The organism is Aquibacillus sediminis (genome assembly GCF_005870085.1).
GTDB classification, from domain to species: Bacteria; Bacillota; Bacilli; order Bacillales; family Amphibacillaceae; genus Aquibacillus_E; species Aquibacillus_E sediminis.
The window spans coordinates 1-21,464 of sequence record NZ_SZNM01000020.1 but is presented as its reverse complement, the minus strand read 5'-3'; the positions used below and the strand labels follow the sequence as shown (position 1 = coordinate 21,464).

Sequence of the window (21,464 nt, the reverse complement as noted above, 5' to 3'; positions counted from 1 at the left end):
AATCGTTTAACTTTGTATATCTCGTTTCTTATATCCCTTAAAACCTAAAATCACAATAAGTATAGCAACCATACTTAAGCTTACATACGGAATGACATGACTTTCTTCTATCGGTAGCTGTGGAATATAGCCATACGGCGAGAGTTTTCCAATCCATTCCGGAAATTGAAATAAGCCGCCAAAATAGAGAACAACAAAAGAATAAAAAACATAAATCCAAACCACGGAAATAAATTTTGGAAACCACCCAATAAGTAATAGTGCTACTCCTAGCATGACACTGATTGCAGGGTAGTAAGAAATGGCGGCACCATAAATCATACTAAAAGAAAATGCTTGATCCATAACAGTATATGCAGCAATCCAAAGCCCCACCGCAGCGAGGGAAAGCATCATAAAGCCATTACCCATCGATAGGATAAAAAAGCTAGCCATGACCTTATTTCTTGACACCGTTCTACTTAAGAAATGCTCAACCCGACCTTTTTTCTCCTCACCATATAGTTTCGACACTGCCATCACAGGTGGAATGGTTGCTATAATAGCGATCACAACCATCAACATCGGAATGAACTGCTCTGTTAGGGTATAACCTTCCTCCATTGCTAGCATTTGCTTCAACATGTCATTTCCTGCAAAAAATGACTCTAAATCACCAAGTACAGAACCATAGGATAATCCTATTACAAGCATGCCTATTGCCCATGATACGGTTCCAGAACGTTGCAATCTTAACGCTAAACCGATTGGACTTTGCAAAAAGGGAGAAGCATGTTTTTTACCTGGTTTCGATGAAATAAAGCCCGCTTCTAAATCACGGATTGCATTTAAATAGTTGGCAATTATAACTAATATTAAAGAAACCCCTATTAACAACGTAATCGGCCACCACTCGTTGCCTGAATAGGGTTCCGTCTTTGTCACCCATCCCAAAGGAGAAACCCATGACAACACTTCATTACTAACATCACCAATTGCCCGAATAAGATAAGAAATTAATAGCACAGCAATCGATAATCCAAGCGTAGCACGCGAACTTTCAACAAGTTGGGATAGAACTGCTGTTACACAAGTAAATAATATCCCTGTAGCACCTAATGTAGCACCATATAATAGCGAACCTTCTAAATCCATGCTAGCTATATCTAATGCAAACAAGCCAAATCCGATCATGATGGAAAGACCTATATTCATTGTGAATAAAACGTAGATAGACGCATTTAAGTGTGCTAACCGACCAACAGGAAGAGCACGAATCAATTCGAGTCGGCCATCTTCTTCTTCAGCCCTTGTATGACGTGTCACTAATAAACAACTCATTAATCCTACCACCACTGCCGTTAACAATAACATTTGGTGTGTTGTCATGGCTCCAACCGTATAGTTGTTAAGATCCCCAGGACCAACCATTGCGGTCATTGCAGGATTCATCATGGTTGCAGCCATACTATCTCTTTCTGCCTGAGAATTGTATAATCCGGTAAATGCTATCGGTACAATTATGGAAAAAAAGGTGATTCCAATCATCCATAATGCAATACGGAGTCGATCACGTCGAATGATAAAGCTTGATAGCATACCAGTTTTAGCGAACCATGTCTTCATCTTGTTTACCCCCCAACCTTATTGCTTGTTACTTGATAATGGCGCATAAATAAATCCTCTAATGTTGGGGGAGCACTTTCTAGTTTGTTTATGCCGTAAGCACTAATATGTTTAATGACTTGATCTAACTTTTCGGTATCGACATCAAATTTAAGTTCCTGATGATTGGTTTCAATGTCATGTACACCATCAAGTTCCGTCAATCCAGTAATCGGTTGTTTGGTCTCAATAATCATTTGTGTACGCGTTAGATGACGCAGTTCCTGTAAAGAACCCGATTCAATAATTTCGCCATGCCGGATAATCCCAACGCGATCACATAGCCTTTCTACTTCTGATAAAATATGACTAGAAAGAAGAATACTTTTCCCTTCCTTTTTAGCTTCAACCACACATTGCTGAAAGACTTGCTCCATTAATGGATCGAGTCCTGATGTTGGTTCATCAAGAATATACAAGTCTGCATCTGAAGAAAAAGCTGCGATTAAGGCTATTTTTTGTCGATTTCCTTTCGAATAGGTGCTACATTTTTTCGTTGGATCCAACGAAAACTTTTCAATTAATTCTGCCCGTCTATTATTGGGCTCTCCTCCTCGCAACTTAATAAATAGATCGATTACTTCTCCACCTGTTAAATTCGGCCATAGGTTAACATCACCTGGTACATAAGCTGTTCTTTTATGAACTTCAACCGCATCTTGCCAAGCGTCTTTCCCAAAAATTGTAACATGACCATTCGTAGCTTGTAGCATCCCTAGTAGGATTCGGATTGCCGTGGATTTACCCGCACCATTTGGTCCAATAAATCCGAATACTTCCCCTTTATTCACTTCTAAATTGATGCCATTCAGTGCTTTAAATTTTCCAAACTGCTTAGTCAAATTAGTAACTTTTAAAACTGTCATATGAGGTTTCTCCCCCTTCTTTATTTATCATTCCACCATTATGGATGGTGAAATGTGCTTTCCTTGATCACTTGCTGTAAAAGACCGTTCTTAAAATTTGTAAATACTGTTCAAATTCAGCCGAATAATCATCAAATTTAATTAACGTCATATTCTCCCCTTTAAGTCTAGTTAGTAAATCTGTTTGATAGCCATCAATTGCCCATTTAATTAACTGAAATGCTTTATCATAATCGACATCACTACGAATTAATGTTTTATCTATATTGTCGTAAAGCTTTGAATAACCCAATTGCTTTAATTGTTGATACCTTTCATGAAAATGTGGCGTTAACTCTGGTTCGTTCCCTGTAAACAAGTTACTTAAAAAATTAAACACATGAGGATTTTCTGTATAGCATCTCATTTTCAGTTGTGATGCCTGTTTAAAACGTTTAATAAAATCCTGTTCCTTTTCATCTATTTTGTTTAGATAGTTATTGGTCACAACATCAAGAGAATAATCAATCAAATAATCATAAAGCGCTTTCTTGTTTGTAAAATAATAAAATAACATGCCTTTGCCAATACCAGCATTTTTTACAACTTTATTCGTCGAAGCCTGTTGAAAACCATTTGTTGCAAACTCCTCTAGTGCTGCATTTAAAATTCTCGTCTGTTTCTCTTTAGCAAGATTACTGAATTTTTCAGTCATAAATTCTCCCCACTTACATAGTATTTCGTCTGTTGACCACCTTGGTCGATTTAAGTATAACACCAGTCGACCAAGGTGGTCAACATAACTTGTTATTCTCAACTGATTTCACTTTTATGATTTGTACTAGAAGTATTCAACATACAGTAAATGCACTTTAACTCGGTTGATTTGCTCTCTTTTCCTGACATAAAAAAACACTTGAAGCCAACGCTTCAAGTGTTTTTTTATAGTCATTAATTAGTTGTTTTCACTTTTTCCACAATTTCTCCAACTTCATCTCGTGAAATCTTTTCTCTTCCCTCTTGTAATGCCTTTATTGTTCGTTTCGCAAGGGCAAGTGGGATATTACAAAATACCTTAATCGTCTTGGTATTTAAATCTTTCATATACTCATCAGCTAGTTGAAGATTGGCATTTGCATAGGTAAACATATCATCACGACTCCAACCTTTAGGGAAGAAAGTTACCCCTCGTTCATCATCTTCTTTTTGATTACGCAATATATTTACCGATTGCAGCCCTCTTCCAAATGCAATTGCTAGATCACGATCTGTCTTGGTATTGTCATACCAGTTCCATATATCAGACAGCATCACACCTACTAATCCAGCTACATAATAGGTATAATCATCTAAATCTTCTTTCGTTTCAATATACCAATTTCTTTTTGCCCAATCAGCCATACCTTGTGCCATTATACTCGTTGATTCCTTTACTTTCTCAACAATACCATCTGGACAAAAGTCGAGCCAATCCCCTAGGCGTAAAGTAACTTCCGGTAATGATGCAGCATATGGCGCTACTAACTCAAGATAAGATGCAGCATCAAACCCTTCTGTTAATAATTCACTAGTTGAATATAACAAGTGCTGTTTTGTATCTAATTCTAGTTGCTCATGGTCTTCAATTTCATCAATCGCACGCATACATAAATACGCTGAAGCAACCGTTTTCTTTAATGTAGGTTGTAAAAGCGTGATTGGTATATAAAAAGTTCTACTTGTTTGCTTTAATACGTCCATCGCCTCTTTTTGCAATCTCTTAGATTCGTTCACTGTTTTCACTCCTGTACAGCTCATGTATATATAAAATCTATTATACCAAACTATAGACATTTTTTATATGTCTCCTGTTTCCTTTTTTCTGTTAAATTATTACGTTCTTATGACTAGATTGGGTATACTGTAGATAAAATGACACAACCATAGGTGATTTAATGAAAAGCTACGAAACTTTAATAAATAGACAAAAAAACTTTTTTAATACACATAAGACAAAGGATTTATCTTTTCGACTAGAGGCACTTACTACTTTAAAATCTGTCATTACGACACATGAAAAAGAATTAATGGATGCATTAAAAAGAGATTTGAATAAGTCCGAATTTGATGCCTATACAACAGAAATAGGGTTTACCTTGAAAGAAATTAGTTTCATACTACGCCACTTGCGGTCATGGGCTAAACCACAAAAGGTAAAAACCCCCATCACACATATGGGCTCTTCCAGCTATATTTACTCGGAGCCATATGGCGTATCGTTAATTATTTCTCCATGGAATTATCCATTTCAATTAGCAATGGCTCCATTAATTGGTGCGATTGCGGCTGGAAATTGTGCAATTATTAAACCGTCAGAGCTTACGCCACATACTTCTAAGTTAATCGCACAGTTGATCAATGACACATTTCCAGAGGAATACATCTTCGTTGAAGAAGGTGGTGTCGAAACTAGCCAAGCACTATTGAGCGAAAACCTGGACTACATCTTTTTTACGGGAAGCGTACCTGTTGGTAAAATTATTATGGAAGCTGCTGCGAAACACTTAACACCTGTTACATTAGAGTTAGGTGGGAAAAGTCCTTGTATTGTTGACCAAGATACGAATATTAAACTAGCGGCAAAACGGATTGCCTGGGGAAAATTTTTAAATGCAGGACAAACTTGTATCGCCCCCGATTACGTCTATGTTCATCAAAACATTAAAGATGCCTTTCTAGAGGCATTAAAGACGGCGATACAAGAGTTGTATGGTGAACATCCAATAAGAAATAATTTCTTAACACATATTGTAAATGAGAAACATTTTAACCGACTTACAACTTACTTAAGCGATGGAACAACCTTCATTGGCGGAAATACAGATAGGGATCATTTAATAATCGAACCAACTGTCCTAACAGATATTACTTGGGATGATGAGGCCATGCAAGATGAAATTTTTGGTCCAATTCTTCCAGTGCTTGAATATAACGATATGGATTCGCTTATTGAGGGAATTAACAACAGTCCCAATCCGCTTGCACTCTATCTATTTACTGAAAATAAGGATGTGCAGAATAACATTCTAACTAACATATCATTCGGTGGTGGGTGTATCAATGATACAATTTATCATTTAGCCACCCCTTATTTACCGTTTGGTGGTGTAGGAACGAGCGGCACTGGAGCCTACCATGGTAAAAGTAGTTTTGATACTTTTTCACACAAAAAAAGCGTGTTAAAACAAACGACTTTATTTGATATACCCTTTCGATATCCTAATGCTAAGAATGCATTGAAAAGAATTAAGAGGTTTTTAAAATAGATTCCATCATACCTGCTGTTTTCGATGTATCGTAGTAGCTATATATTACGCAGTAACATTCGTAATTTTACTTTCTTTTATTCTGATTGACATAAGTGTTATTCCATCGCTACGGCAGAATACTACGCTTTCCATGGGCACGGCCTCAGCTAACTTGGTAAAGAAACCCACTTTACCACGTGGATCTTCGGCTCGTGCTGTTCCCATAGGACAAGGAAGGCTGCGGAAGCGATACATCGCACGAAGAAAATTGGGCTTTATTTTCGAGGAGTCTCCGTATTCTGCCTTCGCTGGTATAAGTTCTCTGACTTATAATAGTGTAGGCAATATTGTATACAACGTTATGCTCTATGCACGACCATATAGCAATAAATAATTAGGGCTCTTTGTATAAAAATTCATAGCTCATGAATCAGCGAAGGAAATACACGGAGACTCCCGAGGCCCGACGAGGGTCATGCAGGCGTTGTCCGACAAGGACGATTTTAGCCTGTGGTCCTTAATTTATCATCGGTGAGAGCCCACAGTGAGGTACGAACGAGGACAAGGAAGGCTACGGCAGCGTTACATCGCACGCAGAAAATTGTTCTTTATTTTCAAGGAGGCTCACCAGCCCCCCACAGGAAAGCGTAGTGTATTTCCGCAGCGCCATTCAGCGCTAACCTTATTAAGAATGGTCAAAAGTCATGTGCAGTTATGTCGTATAATATAGCTTCTGTGTCATAACACATAAAACATAATCATTTATCAAATACCAATCATCACGTATAATTGAGAAGTTACGATTTAAAATTATTTCATCATAATAAAAAATTACAGCAAGAAAGGTGTTTGGCAATATGATTCAGAATCCAACAGGAAAACAACGTTTTGGACTCGCTCTTCTTCTAGGTATGCTTGGAGTATTAGGACCGTTAAATATTGATATGTATTTACCTAGTTTTCCCGGTATCGCTGATGATTTCGGAGTGCGAGCTTCACTCGTACAACTTAGTCTAACGACTTGTTTAATAGGTCTTGCTATAGGACAATTAGTAATCGGGCCGATTAGCGATGCGAAGGGTAGACGAAAACCATTACTAGTATCGATTTCATTGTTTGCACTATCCTCACTGCTTTGTGCTGTTGCACCAAATATTTATATCTTAATAATTGCTCGTTTTTTACAGGGATTTACCGCTTCAGCTGGGGTTGTGCTTTCACGTGCTGTTGTCCGTGATGTTTTTACTGGAAGAAATTTAACAAAATTCTTTGCACTCCTAATGGTAATTAATGCTGTTGCGCCATTAGTTGCACCGATAGCTGGCGGAGGTATTTTATTATTGCCTTTCGCAAAGTGGCATACCATTTTCCTATTTTTAGCATTGCTTGGTCTTTTAATTGTGTTAACCGTTGCTCTTAAATTAAAAGAGACATTACCAAAGGAAAAACGAATTCCTAGCTCGATTGGACATTCTATTCGTACGATGGCAAGTTTATGTAAAGACCGTTCTTTTATCGGCTATGCTTTAGTAGTTGGTTTTGTTCATGGTGGTAGTTTTGCTTATGTGTCTGGAACTCCATTTGTCTATCAAGGGATTTATGGGGTGTCCCCACAAGCATTTAGTATTCTATTTGGAATTAATGGTATTGCAATTATATTTGGGAGTTTTCTAATTGGGCGATTAGGAGGATGGATTCACGAAAGGAGTTTACTTCGGACTGCGGTAATTATTGCTGTATGTGCAACGTTATTCCTTCTTATCATGACCATCATGGAAGGTCCACTTGCCTTGATTGTCATTCCAATCTTTATCTACATGACAACAATGGGGATGATCCTTACAAGTACGTTCACACTAGGGATGGAAAAGCAAGGGCATCGAGCTGGAAGTGCGAGTGCTGTGTTAGGTATGCTTCCTTTATTACTCGGTTCCTTTGTTTCACCACTTGTTGGTATTAATGAAACGACTGCAATTCCGATGGGGCTTATATTATTTGGCACTTCCTTTATTGGTTTGATTGCTTTCTTCACACTCACGGATAAACCTACAGAGGAGAAAGTGGCAGAAGGATAATAAATCGTATAAGAACATCATTAAATAAAAAGAAAATTCTCTGACTGGAAAGCCCGTGACGAAAACAGAAGCGTAGTTGCATGAACTTAACTTTGTCTTTTTATATAGTAAAATTTTATGCATCTATAATGGAGACCTTGTAACTGCAAGGTCTCCATTTGTCTTTCTCTACCTTAATGCTTATTTTTGTCAACGTATTTCCCATGATCTGGAACTGCAATACTGTCAAATTCACGTACTAACTTTTCCAAACTTGTCGATAATAACTGCCCAGACATCGGTAATCCATGACCAGTAACAGCAACAGTTGGTTTCAATGATTCTAACTTAATAACGGATTCCTTTGCTGCTTCCCAATCAGGTGTTAAATATCTAGGGGGGCCACTTATTTCTTGTTCCTGTGTTAAAACTTTATAAAGTGACTCCTGTTTAACAGTAACAAACGCATCCCCCGCTATTAATGCTCCGTCTTTTTCTCTAAATAATGAAACATGTCCTGGTGAATGGCCAGGGGTGTGAATCCACTTAAAGTCTGGCATATGTGGCACAGAACCATCTGAAGGTAGCTTTTCTACATGACTTCCTAAGTCAATCGGTTCATTCGGAAACATCGGTGACATTTTTGCTACCATTCCACCCTCTACAGTAGGGTCAGGTTCTGGATAACGCTGTTGTTCTGTCAGAAAAGGTAATTCCAATTCATGTGCATAGACGGGAATTTGCCAATGATCGACTAACTCGATAATAGCTCCAACATGATCAAAATGACCATGTGTTAAAATGATGGCTTTTGGACGACTATTCTTACCAAAACGATCCTCTGTCGTTGAAATAATCTCTTCTGCTGAATCAGGCATTCCAGCATCAACTAAAACAAAATCATCCGTTTTGGGGTTACCTACAAAGTGAATATTAACAATTTGGACAGTATAATTAAATAAATCTGGTAATACCTCAATGCCAACGCCACTTCCTACAGAAGTTGTAGGAATATATTTATAATCGCCTCCATAGTTCATATGTTGATCCATATCCATGCCAATTCCTCCTAAACTAAAGGTAACTACATGGTTAAGGTCTCTCTTTATAAAAATATTATGTTAGACTTTTCTTGGTAGTAATAACTAATTTGCACACTGTATTCTTACTCTTTATGTTAACTTTAGAAATACCTTTCTTAAGAAATAAAGTATTTCTTTGATAAAGAACGTTACTTACTTTTACGGTTTGTCAACTAGGATCATCGGCATTCCTAGACAATAAAAAACCCTACAAATGTTGTTATAACAACATTTGTAGGGTTTCACTTTATTTAATCAACAATTCTTAGGACTGAGTAACTTTTTCATCAGTTGGGTTTGGAGTTCGAATGAGATAATCGAATGCACCTAATGCCGCGGTTGCACCAGACCCCATCGAAATAATGATTTGATTATAAGCCGTATCTGTACAATCACCTGCTGCAAACAATCCTGGAACAGTTGTTGCCCCATGCTTGTCTACAACAATCTCACCGATACGATTTTTCTCAACCGTACTGTCAAGCCAATCAGTATTTGGTACAAGACCGATTTGGACAAACACACCTTGTAATTCAATATGTTTCTTTTCATCTGACTCACGGTCTATATAGCTAATACCTTCGACATTGTCAGAACCAGTGATTTCAGTTGTTTGCGCATTTTTTATAACTGTTACGTTGGATAGGCTATTAAGACGGTCTTGTAACACATCATCCGCCTTTAATTCTGGCGCAAACTCAAGGACTGTTACATGTTTAACAATACCCGCCAAATCAATGGCAGCCTCAATACCAGAGTTACCCCCACCGATAACGGCTACGTCTTTTCCTTCAAACAACGGTCCATCACAGTGTGCACAATATGCTACACCTCTATTTCGGAACTCTTCTTCACCAGGTACACCAATCTTACGCCAACTTGCACCTGTTGAAGCAATTACACTTCTACTTTTTAGAACAGCACCGTTCTCAAGTTCCACTTCGAACATGTCGTTCTTTTCTAAACGGCTGACACGTTGTGAATTAATGACTTCAATGTCATAATCTTTAACATGCTCTTCTAAACTCGCTACTAGTTTAGGACCTTCCGTGCTTACTACACTAATAAAGTTCTCAATACTCATTGTGTCTAGCACCTGACCACCAAAGCGATCTGTTACGATACCAGTACGGATACCTTTACGTGCTGCGTAAATCGCTGCACTTGCCCCTGATGGTCCACCACCTACAACAAGTACATCATATGGTTCCTTAGCAGACAATTCAGATGCATCTGGTCCAGTACCTAATTTGGAAAGAATTTCATCAATGGTCATGCGACCGCCACCAAATTCTTCCCCGTTCAAGTACACTGTAGGCACTGCCATAATATTTTTGCTTTCTACTTCTTCTTTATTTGTCGCACCATCAATCATTGTATGTGAAATCTTTGGATTGATCACACTCATCATGTTTAATGCTTGTACAACATCAGGGCAATTATGACAACTTAGACTTACATATGTTTCAAAGTGATAGTCACCATCAACACTTTTAACCTGATCAATAACGCTTTGGTCAACCTTTGGAGGTCTTCCACTAACTTGTAGTAATGCTAGCACTAAAGAAGTAAACTCGTGTCCGAGCGGAATTCCTGCAAATGTTACACCAGTATCTTCACCAACACGATTAACACTAAAACTTGGTGTTCTGTCTAGTGTTGTTTTCTCAACAGTAATTTTAGATGACATGGATGCAATCTCTTCTACTAGAGATTGCATGTCCTTTGATACATCATCAGAACCTAAACTAACCTTGAGAACTATATCGTTTTCCAATAATTGAAGATATTGGTCTAATTGTGCTTTAATATCTGCTTCAAGCATGATTATCGCTCTCCTTAAATTTTACCTACAAGGTCAAGGCTTGGAGTTAGTGTTTCAGAACCTTCTTGCCATTTAGCTGGGCAAACTTCTCCAGGATTTTTACGTACGTATTGAGCTGCTTTTACTTTGTCAACAAGAATACTTGCGTCACGGCCAATTCCACCAGCATTGATCTCAACTGTTTGGATAACGCCATCAGGATCAATGATGAAAGTACCGCGATCTGCAAGACCAGACTCTTCATCTAGTACCTCAAAGTTACGCGTAATCGTTTGAGATGGGTCACCAATCATAGCATACTTGATTTTTCCAATTTTTTCAGAGCTATCGTGCCATCCTTTGTGTACAAAGTGTGTATCAGTAGAAACAGAAAATACTTCTACTCCTAGTTCTTTTAAGTTTTCATATTCGTTTTGAAGATCCTCTAGCTCTGTAGGGCATACGAATGAAAAGTCTGCAGGGTAAAAGCAAACCACACTCCACTGACCTTTTAGATTTTCCTCTGTAACATCGATGAATTCTCCATCTTTGTAAGCTTTTGCGCTGAATGGTTGTACTTCAGTTCCGATTAATGACATAATTAATTTCCTCCTATGTGTGTGTTTGTGATTTAAATAGCAATAATTAAAATACTATTTATATATAATAATTCTAATCTAGTACTAATTATTATACAAAAGTTTGAAGTTGTCAAGAAGTTTGATTTAATGCTAAAAATAAATACAAACTTTGTAGAACATTGTCACAAGGACAATCTGTTTATAACTGTAATTATTAATAAAATAAGCATTTAATTGATAATTACCAAAACGCCCCATGTACTCACTTACAACATGTCGAGTACTTACAATTAATGGTTAAGTGATTTTTCATATTTAAACAGGATTCCTTTAAATACTCTTCCCTACACATTAAAGTTTTATAAAGGGTTTGGGTCATCTCCTTTATGTTGTCCACTAAAGTAACACTTATCCCATATGTTTAAAAACTTAAGTTATATTTCAGACTCAGAAGATTTTCCCACAGAAAAACCCCCCTTAGATAATCGTATCCAAAGGGGGGAATGGTTGCAACTATTTAAAACTAGATCTTTCACCTAATGTCTATTTGATTACTCAACAGTAACACTTTTCGCCAAATTACGTGGTTTATCAACATCACACTCACGATGAAGTGCTGCATAGTAAGCTAACAATTGCATTGGTACGACACTTACAAGTGGTGTCAATAACTCATGCACATGTGGTAAAATGAACGAATCATTCTCTTGATTTAACCCTTCTAAACTCACGACACATGAATTGGCGCCACGCGCTTCCACTTCTTGCACATTACCTCGTATCGAGTAATTCACATTTTCCTGTGTGGAAATGGCAACAACTGGTGTCCCTTCTTCAATTAGGGCGATCGTTCCATGCTTCAATTCCCCACCAGCGAATCCTTCCGCTTGGATATAGGAAATTTCTTTTAATTTTAGAGCCGCTTCTTGCACGACAAAATAATCCATTCCACGTCCGATAAAGAACGCGTTTCTAGACGTTGCAAAGTAATCTCTTGCCATCTGTTCAAATGTTTCTTTTTGATCTGTTAAAGCTTCCATAGCACTTGCTACAATGCCTAACTCTTGTAATGGATCAAAGTCTAAATCAATTCCTTTTGCCTTTGCAGTATCCACAGCTAGAATGGCTAGGACAGCAATTTGGGCTGTGTAGGCCTTCGTTGAAGCAACTGCGATTTCTGGTCCAGCATGAAGGTGTAAGGTATAATTTGCTTCACGAGAAAGGGTGGATCCTGGCACGTTCGTTATTGTTAAAGCAGGATGTCCTAATTCTTTAATTTTTACTAATACCGATCGACTATCTGCTGTTTCTCCACTTTGGGAGATAAAGACAAATAATGGTTTTTCAGATAGCAATGGCATATTATAAGAGAATTCACTTGCAATATGAACCTCGACAGGTACATTTGCCAATTTTTCAATAAACTGCTTGCCAACTAAGCCAGCATGATAACTTGTTCCAGCAGCAATGATATAAACACGATCAGAATCAAGCATCGCTTGACGAACAGATGGATCCAACTTAATCTCATCCTGTTCATCTTGATATTCCTGAATAATATTTCGCATAACAAACGGCTGCTCATCAATTTCTTTTAGCATAAAGTGTGGATACGTACCTTTTTCAATATCTGTTGCGTCAATTTCCGCAGTGAAAGGTTCACGAGTAATTGCTACGCCATTCAAATCTTGAATTTTTACGTTATCACGCTTTACAATAACAATTTCTTTATCATTTATTTCTAAATATTGATCTGTTTCCTTTAGTGTTGCCATCGAATCACTTGCAACAACATTAAAATTGTCACCAAGGCCAACTAATAATGGGCTCTTATTCTTAGCAACATAAATTGTTTCCTGATCGTTTCTATCTATCAATGCTATAGCATAAGAACCCTTTAGTAGTGCAACCGATTCACGAAAGGCTTCTAATACATCGTTATACTGCTCATTCAATACTTCTATCAGCTGTACAATGATCTCGGTGTCTGTTTCACTTGCTAACGTCACATCTGATAAATATTCTGCTTTTATTTCGTTAAAGTTCTCAATCACGCCATTATGAACGAGTGTAAATCTTCCTGATGCACTTTGGTGTGGATGTGCATTTTCTTCACTAGGCGCACCGTGCGTTGCCCAGCGCGTATGTCCAATCCCCATTGTAGCATGATTTGTATCGTCTACCCGCTCGCGTAATGCCGCAATACGACCTTTCACTTTAAATAGATTTACACCGTTATCATTTAAGGTAGCAATTCCAGCTGAATCGTAGCCTCGATATTCTAATTTCTCAAGCCCGTTTAATAATACTTCTTTTGTATCATTGTTTCCAATATATCCGACAATTCCACACATATCGTTGTTTCCTCCTTAGAGTAAAGGGGTAAACAAACGACCGTTGTAGCTTTTTTGCTAGGGGCGTTTATTTACCCCTTTCTCGTGAATGTTTGTCACCTTGTTTTTATTCTTGTGCAAAGAGTCGCCTCTTTGTTTTCAAATAAAAACTTAGCGGTTGAGATGTGTGCAACCGGGAGGTATCCGCCGAAGACTCGATCCTCCTCCTCCTCGTCGACTATTTTTTATAAGCAAAAGTTGCTTGGGGACGCCCTGGAAAGTCTCGCTAGGCGCTGAACGATTCGTAGACATGGTTATATCAAAGCCCCCAAATTCACACTTTCTTCATCAAAAATAGCCCTGGCGCTTTTTTAAGTTTTTACATCGATCCACCTTTCTATCCTTGAATAAAGTCCCGTGTAATCTTGACTAAAAATATACATGGGACACAACTTTCTCTATTTTACCCTATATAGTTGTTCACTAGCAATCCTTAATTATATCAAAAATAAGAAAAGAAAAACTTAAGTCTTTCTTTCACACTAATAAAATATGCGCGGTCAGCTAAACATGTGCTGATCCGCGCAATATCCTTTATTCTTTCATACCTAATAAGTCTTCAATTACCTGAACAACTTGGTCTACATAGTTGTGACAATCTTCCTCTGTTGGTGCTTCCACCATTACACGTACTAATGGCTCTGTGCCTGATGGTCGTACAAGGACACGCCCATCATCACCCATCTCATGCTCCACTTTTTCAATTACTTCTTGAATTTTTGGATTTACTAATGCTTCATTTTTATCAATCACTTTTACATTTTTCAGTACTTGTGGAAATTTTTCCATTTCCGCAGCTAACTCTGACAATGATTTCCCTGTTTCTTTCATTACATTTACCAATTGTAGTGCCGTAAGCATTCCATCACCGGTTGTAACATAATCAAGAAAAATGATATGTCCAGATTGCTCCCCACCAAGATTGTAGCCGCCTTTTCGCATTTCTTCCATCACATATCGATCACCAACAGCTGTCTTATCACTTTTCATTCCATGTTCTTCTAGCGCTTTATAAAAACCGATATTACTCATCACGGTTGACACAACGGTTGAATGTCTTAATAAACCTTTTTCATTTAAGTACTTTCCGCAAATATACATAATATGATCGCCATCAACTAGATTTCCTTTTTCATCGATAGCAATAATTCGATCACCATCACCATCAAACGCTAAACCAATATCTGCTTGCTTTTCTACTACAAAATCCTGTAATGATTCTGGATGTGTAGAACCAACACCATCATTAATATTTAATCCATCAGGAGAGGCTCCAATTGTTGAAATATCTGCTTCTAAATCCGCAAATAAATGAGGTGCCAAAGAAGACGTTGCTCCATGTGCACAATCTAATGCAATATGTAAGCCTTCAAAATCAGAATCAATCGATTGTTTTAGGTATTGAATATATTTTTGACCGCCTTCAAAATAATCATTGATTTGTCCTAAATCCGCTCCAATTGGACGAGGTAACGTATCTTCCTCTTGATCAATTAACTGTTCAATTTCAAGTTCCTGTTCGTCTGTTAATTTAAAACCATCTGGTCCAAAAAACTTAATCCCATTGTCTCCCACTGGGTTATGGGATGCGGATATCATTACGCCCGCTTCGGATCCTAATGCTTTAGTCAAATAAGCAACACCAGGAGTTGAAATTACACCAAGTCGCATGACTTCTGCACCAATCGATAGTAATCCTGCTGCAAGTGCGCCCTCTAACATATGGCCGGAAATACGTGTATCTCGGCCTACTAAAATTTTTGGCTTTGACATTTCCTTTGTAAGGACATAGCCACCAAACCTTCCTAACTTAAAGGCTAATTCAGGTGTTAACTCTTTATTCGCAATTCCTCTGACACCATCAGTGCCGAAATATTTTCCCATCTTGTACCTCTCCTTTAATCCCTTACTTCGGTTGGTTTTAAAATCTTATCTTTTCACAATTCGTTCTCCTTCGAGAGTTTAGTCTATCCTAACAGTTATTTGGTTAAATTGTGGGTCAACCGTAATATTATCAGGTCCGGTTACTTCAATTGGAAATGTATATTCTCCAGGTTGTTGATCCTGGACATCTATAGACAATCGTATATCGGTTTCTGACAGATTTTCTATTTGGTTACTAGCCCCTGTTACTGTTACCTCCATTTCATCCTGTGTAGGTTCTATGAAAGATAAGGAATAATTATTACTTAAATTGTTTACTTCTATAGGTATGTTTGATAAATTTCTTTCTTCGATCGTTTGTAACTGTAACTCTACAGTGACCTGTTCGGGTGAAATCTTTCTAACATCCGAAGGGGGTGACAGATTCACTTCCATTGTTCCGTCTTCAGAAATGGATGCTAAATCAATCGCTTCTGTTGATATATGGTTTAACTCATTTAAAACCTCTTCATCTGCAAATACAGTTATTTCACCCGGCTCTGTCACAATAGAGCTAATTTCCATATCGCCTTGTAACTCATTTTGGGTTTCCACATTTACCGGTACCTTTTTATTAGGGCTTACCATATGAACAGATACATCGACTGTTGATGGTTGGACACGTACATTGAGTTCATTACCTTGATTATCATACACTTTAACTGGAACATCCTCTAGATCGGTAGGTCCATTCACCCCTTCAAGATCGATAAAAGCTTTGACTACGGCAATCTGATCTACTACACTTTCAGCACTAGTGATCATCACCGTTGATGGATCCACAACGGCTTCCTCTATTTCAAATTCAGGCCCAAGCAAATCTTCATTAATATAATCAACTTTGACATCAAATTCTTTCGTAGCTTTTTCCTCAATAATAATATCTATTTCACTAGGTTCAATGTCAGCATAAATTTGATCAGATATACCTGAATGTTGTAATTGTACTGTATGCTCTCCTGGTTTGAGATCCTCTAAATCCACATATACATCAAAATTTCTTTGCGTAGCTGTTGAGGCTACGATATTTACTGAACCTTCTAACATGACATCTACTGTCTGCGGGACACCACTGACAACATATTGTTCTTCATTAATGTTTATATCTACTGGTATATCCTCAACTACACGTGTCTCTTGTGAACTATTAAAGAACGAATCAATCGCATCAAAACCAACATCATCTGCTCTATTTTTCTGTGTATCAAAACTAAAGACAATAAAAATTAATATAGCCAACAATAAAGACACCAAGCGAATTGCCCATGGCTTATTTAACCAATCATTCATCCTTTTTCCCCCTCCAACTCCAGCTTTTTAACATAGGGGATTTTAGAAACGTAGGTTCCAATTCACTAGTTAGTATTTCTTGTAATTTTTCTTCATCTAAATCTCTATGTAACTCACCATTCTTAGTACAAGAGATTTGTCCTGTTTCTTCTGATACAATGATGGTTATCGCATCCGTAACCTCACTAATTCCCATAGCAGCTCTATGTCTTGTCCCTAACTCCTTTGAAATAAAGGGACTCTCAGACAATGGTAAATAACATGCAGCCGCAACAATTTCATCTGCTTTAATAATGACTGCTCCATCATGTAGAGGAGTATTTGGTATAAAAATATTTGTCAACAATTGATTGGTTAGTTGACCATTTATTGGTATGCCCGTTTCAATGTAATCACCCATGGCCGTTTCTCTTTCGATTGTCATTAATGCCCCAATTCTTCGTTTGGCCATATATTTACATGATTTTATAATGGATTCTACCGTACGGTGCAATACCTCTTCTTCCGACCGTTTATTACGTGAAAAGAAACTACCTCGCCCTAATTGTTCTAATGCCCGTCTTAATTCTGGCTGGAATAAAATAATGATAGCCAGTGGCCCCCAAACAATTACTTGTTCGATCATTACTTGAATAGTGTTTAATCCAAATAAATAACTTACCAAATAAATACCAAGCACAACAAATATCCCTTTTAACAATTGAATAGCTTTTGTGCCACGTATTAACATGATAAGCTTATACAGAACATACCATATAAGAGTAATATCTACTCCAATACGTATTACATCAAATGCAGTTAAACCCCCATCAAACATGGTTACACAACCTTATATTCATTTAATTCCTCTTCCTATCTTAAAGTAATAACCTTTTTATTATAGCATATTCATAGCTTATTCAATATTATCATAACGTATACAATAACGCCCATGAGTATAAACTCTCTATGCATGCTTTCTAAGCAAATAACCTTCTTATTCTATTCCTTCATCGAAAAGATATTTTTAGCTATATCCTTTATATTGTACCAAATCCAATCAAACACTTGATTTACTTGTTCAATTTCTCCACTAATCTGGCCGGCAGAAGCTAAGAGGTGTTCCCCATTAATGATGGTAACATCTCCTTCCACCTCACCATCTATTTTCAAATCCCCATTTTTCACAACTAAATCCCCTTCAACTGTTACTCCCTCAGGGACAATGACTGTACCTTCTTCAATCACTACATTTTTATCTTTTGAAACTGTTACTTGATGATCTTGTTGCCAGGCAGACATAACACCACCGAACATAAAAATAAAGAAAATAGCCGCAGCAGTTATAATAGGATGAGCCTTAAACCAGCGCAAATAACTATTTTTTTTAGTTTCCTTTGGTAAATTACTCATTACATTACTCGTAAAGTCACTGGAAACTTGAAGATGGTTATTACTATCTAACAATGCTACCGTGCGCTTTAATTCGTGAAAATGTTGTTGACACTCCTCACATACCAATAAGTGTTCTTTTAAGTTTTGTTCTTCCGTGCTATCTAATTCACCATCTAAATATTTGTGCATCAGGTTTATAATATGATTGTTACAGGCCATGGAATTCACACTCCTTTACACATGGCGAAGCCTTTTACGAAGTGCTTCTCTTCCTCTATGAATTCGGGTTTTCACTGTTCCAACAGGAATATCTAATATCTCACTAATTTCTTTCAATGACAGTTCATCAACAAACCTTAGACTAATAACACTTCTGTACTTTACCGGAAGCTTCAATATTTCACTTTGAATATAATTTTGAATCTCTAAACTTTCCACTTCTTGATCTGGCATTGGTTGAGTAGACGGTAGTTGAGAATACATATCTAATCCATCTGTACCCTTTATTTCCGCATCTAAAAAGTAATCTGGCTTTTTTTTTCTGATCCGATCAATCGTTAAATTCGTAGCAATTCGATAAATCCAAGTGGAAAATTTTCTACGTTCATCATAAGAGTGTATATTTACATATGCTCTTATAAAAGCTTCTTGGGCAAGGTCTTCTGCTTCATGAGTATTTCCAATGATTCGATAACATATTTGAAAAACCTTGTTTTGATAAAATGCTACCACATCCTCAAAAGCAGATTGATCTCCCTTTTTGACCTGTTTTATTTTCTCTCTCATCATTGTTTCCATCTAAATACCTCCGCTTATTTTGCGGTCACTTCTTTATACGAGTGACTTCTTCATGAGGTTTCATCTAAGTATACAAATAGCAATATATTCATCTATAATGCGTTTAAGCCTTTGCATTTACGGGTAAAATTTAATACAAAGACATTATACCAGTTTAGGAGGTTTACATGGAAAAAAAACTGTATCTTTTAAAGAAGATTGAAATCTGTCGTAATGAAATGATTCAATTAACTAATACGAAGGATTTTACATCAGATGCAGTCATAGATGCTAGTGTTCGCCTAGACTCTTTGCTAAATGAATATAAAAAGATATCAAGCTAAATATAAAGTGAAACTTCAATCAGTGGGGTTTTTGCCCTTCCCCCACTGATTGTTAGTTGAACGAATCGGGGTGTTAGCGTCCGTTTACTCCCACTTAAATATCTTCAGTTTTCCTTCATGTTTCGAAGTGGGAGTCTTACGGACAGTTGCACCGGGATAAAAGATAGTTGAAGAATGGTCACTTCTTCTCCCTAGTGTTTTTCTGCTATTCCTGGCTAATTACTAAATTTGATAAACATATAATATCTTTTTACAAAAAAAGAGATTAAATCTAATATTAGATTTAATCCCTTTTTTTATTCTCTTACTAATGATGGAGCCTAGCGGGATCGAACCGCTGACCTCCTGCGTGCAAAGCAGGCGCTCTCCCAGCTGAGCTAAGGCCCCAATAAAATTGGAGCGGAAGACGGGATTCGAACCCGCGACCCCCACCTTGGCAAGGTGGTGTTCTACCACTGAACTACTTCCGCAACTATTTTACTATACTTTTAACTGATGCGCTTTGAGTATCTTTGATGAGCCATGGAGGATTCGAACCTCCGACCCTCTGATTAAAAGTCAGATGCTCTACCAACTGAGCTAATGGCTCGTGTTATTATTTAATATTATGCCTTCATCCTGTGAAGTACTAAAAATTTAATAGTATGAAGCTTATTCTGTTTATGCTTGTCACGTTGAATGTGATTTCGGTGAAGATTACGCTCCTCGCAAAACCTACACTGATGCTATTCCATGAGGTTTACGGTTTCTCTACCAACTGAGCTAATGGCTCGTGATATGATTAAATCCCGTTCTTTTGAAGGCACAAATAAAACTAGGCTATCCTCTGTTTTATTAGAAGAGGTTCCTAGTCATCATTATACTATCATGGTTGTAAAAGATAGTATAAAAATGGCTGGGCTAGCTGGATTCGAACCAGCGCATGACGGTACCAAAAACCGTTGCCTTACCGCTTGGCTATAGCCCAATAATTAAATTGGTGGAGGGAGTAGGACTCGAACCTACGAACCCGATGGGAGCGGATTTACAGTCCGCCGCGTTTGGCCAACTTCGCTATCCCTCCACTATTAATTTTAAAAGATGGTGCCGGCCAGAGGACTTGAACCCCCAACCTACTGATTACAAGTCAGTTGCTCTACCAGTTGAGCTAGGCCGGCTTTATGGTGGAGGATGCAGGGCTCGAACCTGCGACCCCTTGCTTGTAAGGCAAGTGCTCTCCCAGCTGAGCTAATCCTCCAAATAATGTGAGTTTTTTTCACTTATGTGAAAAAACTTTGGTGACCCGTACGGGATTCGAACCCGTGTTACCGCCGTGAAAGGGCGGTGTCTTAACCACTTGACCAACGGGCCATGTCTAATAAACAGAGCTTCCAGCCGGATTTGAACCGGCGACCCCTTCCTTACCATGGAAGTGCTCTACCACTGAGCTATGGAAGCAAATGGCTCCACAGGTAGGATTCGAACCTACGACCGATCGGTTAACAGCCGATTGCTCTACCACTGAGCTACTGTGGAATAATTATATTTAAATAACTATCCATGATGCTAATCCATTACTCTAATATCATTAGAAATGGCTTAGCGGCGTCCTACTCTCGCAGGGGCAAAGCCCCAACTACCATTGGCGCTGAAGAGCTTAACTGCTGTGTTCGGCATGGGAACAGGTGTGACCTCTTCGCTATTGCCACTAAACCATATTTTTTATTAAGGACAAAACATATTATATGCATTTTTTATATAAAATGCAAGTGTTTTTTTGTACCTTCAAAACTAGATAAGAAATACTCAAGACAACCAACAATGTTTAGTCTTTAACAGTCTAGCTCCGACTCCCAGGTCCTCGCTGCTATAAGCAATTCACCTCCATGTGTCCAAGTTCATGACACATTACGGTGTCTTGCTTATCCAGTCGGACCTAACCGGTCGTCTCCGCTTCCTTAATATAGTTAAGTCCTCGATCTATTAGTATCCGTCAGCTGCACGTGTCACCACGCTTCCACCTCGGACCTATCAACCTCATCGTCTCTGAGGGATCTTACTCATTTAAAATGATGGGAAGTCTCATC

16 protein-coding genes, 10 tRNA genes and 2 rRNA genes are annotated in these 21,464 nt (G+C 37.9%); 3 read left to right on the top strand and 25 right to left on the bottom strand.

Going from position 1 to position 21,464, the window contains the following annotated elements; genetic code table 11:
* Positions 1 to 6: 6 nt before the first annotated feature.
* The 4 genes from FCI53_RS15985 to FCI53_RS15970 all read right to left on the bottom strand — a co-directional run bounded on the left by FCI53_RS15985 (position 7) and on the right by FCI53_RS15970 (position 4,262).
* Positions 7 to 1,605 carry an ABC transporter permease gene (locus tag FCI53_RS15985; protein ID WP_138420043.1) on the bottom strand — a complete coding sequence of 533 codons (1,599 nt, stop codon included), beginning with the start codon at positions 1,603 to 1,605 and terminating at the stop codon, positions 7 to 9.
* 5 nt (positions 1,606 to 1,610) lie between these two features.
* On the bottom strand, positions 1,611 to 2,510 hold the full coding sequence (locus tag FCI53_RS15980; protein ID WP_138420042.1) for an ABC transporter ATP-binding protein: 900 nt from the start codon (positions 2,508 to 2,510) through the stop codon (positions 1,611 to 1,613).
* Positions 2,511 to 2,577: 67 nt separating this feature from the next.
* Positions 2,578 to 3,204: a TetR/AcrR family transcriptional regulator gene (locus tag FCI53_RS15975; RefSeq protein ID WP_138420041.1), complete on the bottom strand. Its 627-nt coding sequence runs from the start codon at positions 3,202 to 3,204 to the stop codon at positions 2,578 to 2,580.
* 236 nt (positions 3,205 to 3,440) lie between these two features.
* A complete protein-coding gene (locus FCI53_RS15970) occupies positions 3,441 to 4,262 on the bottom strand; it encodes a squalene/phytoene synthase family protein (protein ID WP_246050131.1) in 822 nt (273 codons plus the stop codon).
* Positions 4,263 to 4,423: 161 nt separating this feature from the next.
* On the opposite strand from FCI53_RS15970, the gene FCI53_RS15965 reads away from it, so the two are divergent.
* Positions 4,424 to 5,794: an aldehyde dehydrogenase gene (locus FCI53_RS15965; RefSeq protein ID WP_138420040.1), complete on the top strand. Its 1,371-nt coding sequence runs from the start codon at positions 4,424 to 4,426 to the stop codon at positions 5,792 to 5,794.
* A gap of 839 nt (positions 5,795 to 6,633) precedes the next feature.
* Positions 6,634 to 7,851, top strand: coding sequence for a Bcr/CflA family efflux MFS transporter (locus tag FCI53_RS15960; protein WP_138420039.1), 1,218 nt, complete (start codon positions 6,634 to 6,636; stop codon positions 7,849 to 7,851).
* A 173-nt stretch (positions 7,852 to 8,024) separates the two neighbouring features.
* Here FCI53_RS15960 and FCI53_RS15955 read toward each other — a convergent pair whose 3' ends face one another.
* The 9 genes from FCI53_RS15955 to sigW form a co-directional block, all read right to left on the bottom strand.
* Positions 8,025 to 8,882: an MBL fold metallo-hydrolase gene (locus tag FCI53_RS15955; protein ID WP_138420084.1), complete on the bottom strand. Its 858-nt coding sequence runs from the start codon at positions 8,880 to 8,882 to the stop codon at positions 8,025 to 8,027.
* Positions 8,883 to 9,177: 295 nt separating this feature from the next.
* A complete protein-coding gene (gene ahpF, locus FCI53_RS15950; RefSeq protein WP_138420038.1) occupies positions 9,178 to 10,740 on the bottom strand; it encodes an alkyl hydroperoxide reductase subunit F in 1,563 nt (520 codons plus the stop codon).
* 11 nt (positions 10,741 to 10,751) lie between these two features.
* The gene (ahpC, locus tag FCI53_RS15945) at positions 10,752 to 11,315 is read right to left on the bottom strand and encodes an alkyl hydroperoxide reductase subunit C (protein ID WP_138420037.1); all 564 of its coding nucleotides are present in this window, start codon (positions 11,313 to 11,315) and stop codon (positions 10,752 to 10,754) included.
* 533 nt (positions 11,316 to 11,848) lie between these two features.
* Positions 11,849 to 13,651 (bottom strand): glutamine--fructose-6-phosphate transaminase (isomerizing), encoded by a 1,803-nt coding sequence (gene glmS / locus FCI53_RS15940; protein ID WP_138420036.1) that lies wholly within the window; start codon positions 13,649 to 13,651, stop codon positions 11,849 to 11,851.
* A 573-nt stretch (positions 13,652 to 14,224) separates the two neighbouring features.
* Positions 14,225 to 15,574 carry a phosphoglucosamine mutase gene (glmM, locus tag FCI53_RS15935; protein WP_138420035.1) on the bottom strand — a complete coding sequence of 450 codons (1,350 nt, stop codon included), beginning with the start codon at positions 15,572 to 15,574 and terminating at the stop codon, positions 14,225 to 14,227.
* A 78-nt stretch (positions 15,575 to 15,652) separates the two neighbouring features.
* A complete protein-coding gene (locus FCI53_RS15930; protein WP_138420034.1) occupies positions 15,653 to 16,903 on the bottom strand; it encodes a CdaR family protein in 1,251 nt (416 codons plus the stop codon).
* On the bottom strand, positions 16,896 to 17,720 hold the full coding sequence (gene cdaA, locus FCI53_RS15925) for a diadenylate cyclase CdaA (RefSeq protein WP_138420033.1): 825 nt from the start codon (positions 17,718 to 17,720) through the stop codon (positions 16,896 to 16,898). The genes FCI53_RS15930 and cdaA overlap by 8 nt, the downstream gene beginning before the upstream one ends.
* A 164-nt stretch (positions 17,721 to 17,884) precedes the next feature.
* Complete coding sequence (locus tag FCI53_RS15920) at positions 17,885 to 18,496, bottom strand: anti-sigma factor family protein (protein ID WP_138420032.1); 612 nt, start codon at positions 18,494 to 18,496, stop codon at positions 17,885 to 17,887.
* A gap of 15 nt (positions 18,497 to 18,511) precedes the next feature.
* On the bottom strand, positions 18,512 to 19,075 hold the full coding sequence (gene sigW / locus FCI53_RS15915; protein ID WP_138420031.1) for an RNA polymerase sigma factor SigW: 564 nt from the start codon (positions 19,073 to 19,075) through the stop codon (positions 18,512 to 18,514).
* 167 nt (positions 19,076 to 19,242) lie between these two features.
* Between sigW and FCI53_RS15910 the strand changes: the two genes are divergently transcribed.
* Entirely contained in the window at positions 19,243 to 19,398 is a 156-nt protein-coding gene (locus FCI53_RS15910; protein WP_138420030.1) for an aspartyl-phosphate phosphatase Spo0E family protein, read from the top strand.
* 314 nt (positions 19,399 to 19,712) lie between these two features.
* Here the strand turns inward: FCI53_RS15910 and FCI53_RS15905 are convergent.
* From FCI53_RS15905 to FCI53_RS15850, 12 genes are all read right to left on the bottom strand, one after another.
* Positions 19,713 to 19,785 (bottom strand) — tRNA-Ala (locus tag FCI53_RS15905).
* A gap of 8 nt (positions 19,786 to 19,793) precedes the next feature.
* Positions 19,794 to 19,868, bottom strand: a tRNA-Gly gene (locus tag FCI53_RS15900).
* 46 nt (positions 19,869 to 19,914) lie between these two features.
* Positions 19,915 to 19,987, bottom strand: a tRNA-Lys gene (locus tag FCI53_RS15895).
* Positions 19,988 to 20,290: 303 nt separating this feature from the next.
* Positions 20,291 to 20,365: transfer RNA gene (locus FCI53_RS15890), tRNA-Gln, on the bottom strand.
* Between the two features lie 10 nt (positions 20,366 to 20,375).
* A tRNA-Tyr gene (locus tag FCI53_RS15885) sits at positions 20,376 to 20,461 on the bottom strand.
* Positions 20,462 to 20,479: 18 nt separating this feature from the next.
* Positions 20,480 to 20,555: transfer RNA gene (locus FCI53_RS15880), tRNA-Thr, on the bottom strand.
* A gap of 4 nt (positions 20,556 to 20,559) precedes the next feature.
* Positions 20,560 to 20,635: transfer RNA gene (locus tag FCI53_RS15875), tRNA-Val, on the bottom strand.
* Between the two features lie 38 nt (positions 20,636 to 20,673).
* Positions 20,674 to 20,748, bottom strand: a tRNA-Glu gene (locus tag FCI53_RS15870).
* 15 nt (positions 20,749 to 20,763) lie between these two features.
* Positions 20,764 to 20,835: transfer RNA gene (locus FCI53_RS15865), tRNA-Thr, on the bottom strand.
* Between the two features lie 3 nt (positions 20,836 to 20,838).
* Positions 20,839 to 20,913: transfer RNA gene (locus FCI53_RS15860), tRNA-Asn, on the bottom strand.
* Between the two features lie 61 nt (positions 20,914 to 20,974).
* Positions 20,975 to 21,090: ribosomal RNA gene (rrf, locus tag FCI53_RS15855) — 5S ribosomal RNA — on the bottom strand.
* Between the two features lie 250 nt (positions 21,091 to 21,340).
* Positions 21,341 to 21,464: ribosomal RNA gene (locus tag FCI53_RS15850) — 23S ribosomal RNA — on the bottom strand; the annotation flags it as partial.

Coding starts and splice junctions, on each gene's coding strand:
- FCI53_RS15985 (WP_138420043.1), bottom strand. CDS start 1,605: ATGAAGACATGGTTCGCTAAAACTGGTATGCTATCAAGCTTTATCATT.
- FCI53_RS15980 (WP_138420042.1), bottom strand. CDS start 2,510: ATGACAGTTTTAAAAGTTACTAATTTGACTAAGCAGTTTGGAAAATTT.
- FCI53_RS15975 (WP_138420041.1), bottom strand. CDS start 3,204: ATGACTGAAAAATTCAGTAATCTTGCTAAAGAGAAACAGACGAGAATT.
- FCI53_RS15965 (WP_138420040.1), top strand. CDS start 4,424: ATGAAAAGCTACGAAACTTTAATAAATAGACAAAAAAACTTTTTTAAT.
- FCI53_RS15960 (WP_138420039.1), top strand. CDS start 6,634: ATGATTCAGAATCCAACAGGAAAACAACGTTTTGGACTCGCTCTTCTT.
- FCI53_RS15955 (WP_138420084.1), bottom strand. CDS start 8,882: ATGGATCAACATATGAACTATGGAGGCGATTATAAATATATTCCTACA.
- ahpC (WP_138420037.1), bottom strand. CDS start 11,315: ATGTCATTAATCGGAACTGAAGTACAACCATTCAGCGCAAAAGCTTAC.
- glmS (WP_138420036.1), bottom strand. CDS start 13,651: ATGTGTGGAATTGTCGGATATATTGGAAACAATGATACAAAAGAAGTA.
- glmM (WP_138420035.1), bottom strand. CDS start 15,574: ATGGGAAAATATTTCGGCACTGATGGTGTCAGAGGAATTGCGAATAAA.
- FCI53_RS15930 (WP_138420034.1), bottom strand. CDS start 16,903: ATGAATGATTGGTTAAATAAGCCATGGGCAATTCGCTTGGTGTCTTTA.
- cdaA (WP_138420033.1), bottom strand. CDS start 17,720: ATGTTTGATGGGGGTTTAACTGCATTTGATGTAATACGTATTGGAGTA.
- FCI53_RS15920 (WP_138420032.1), bottom strand. CDS start 18,496: ATGGCCTGTAACAATCATATTATAAACCTGATGCACAAATATTTAGAT.
- sigW (WP_138420031.1), bottom strand. CDS start 19,075: ATGGAAACAATGATGAGAGAGAAAATAAAACAGGTCAAAAAGGGAGAT.
- FCI53_RS15910 (WP_138420030.1), top strand. CDS start 19,243: ATGGAAAAAAAACTGTATCTTTTAAAGAAGATTGAAATCTGTCGTAAT.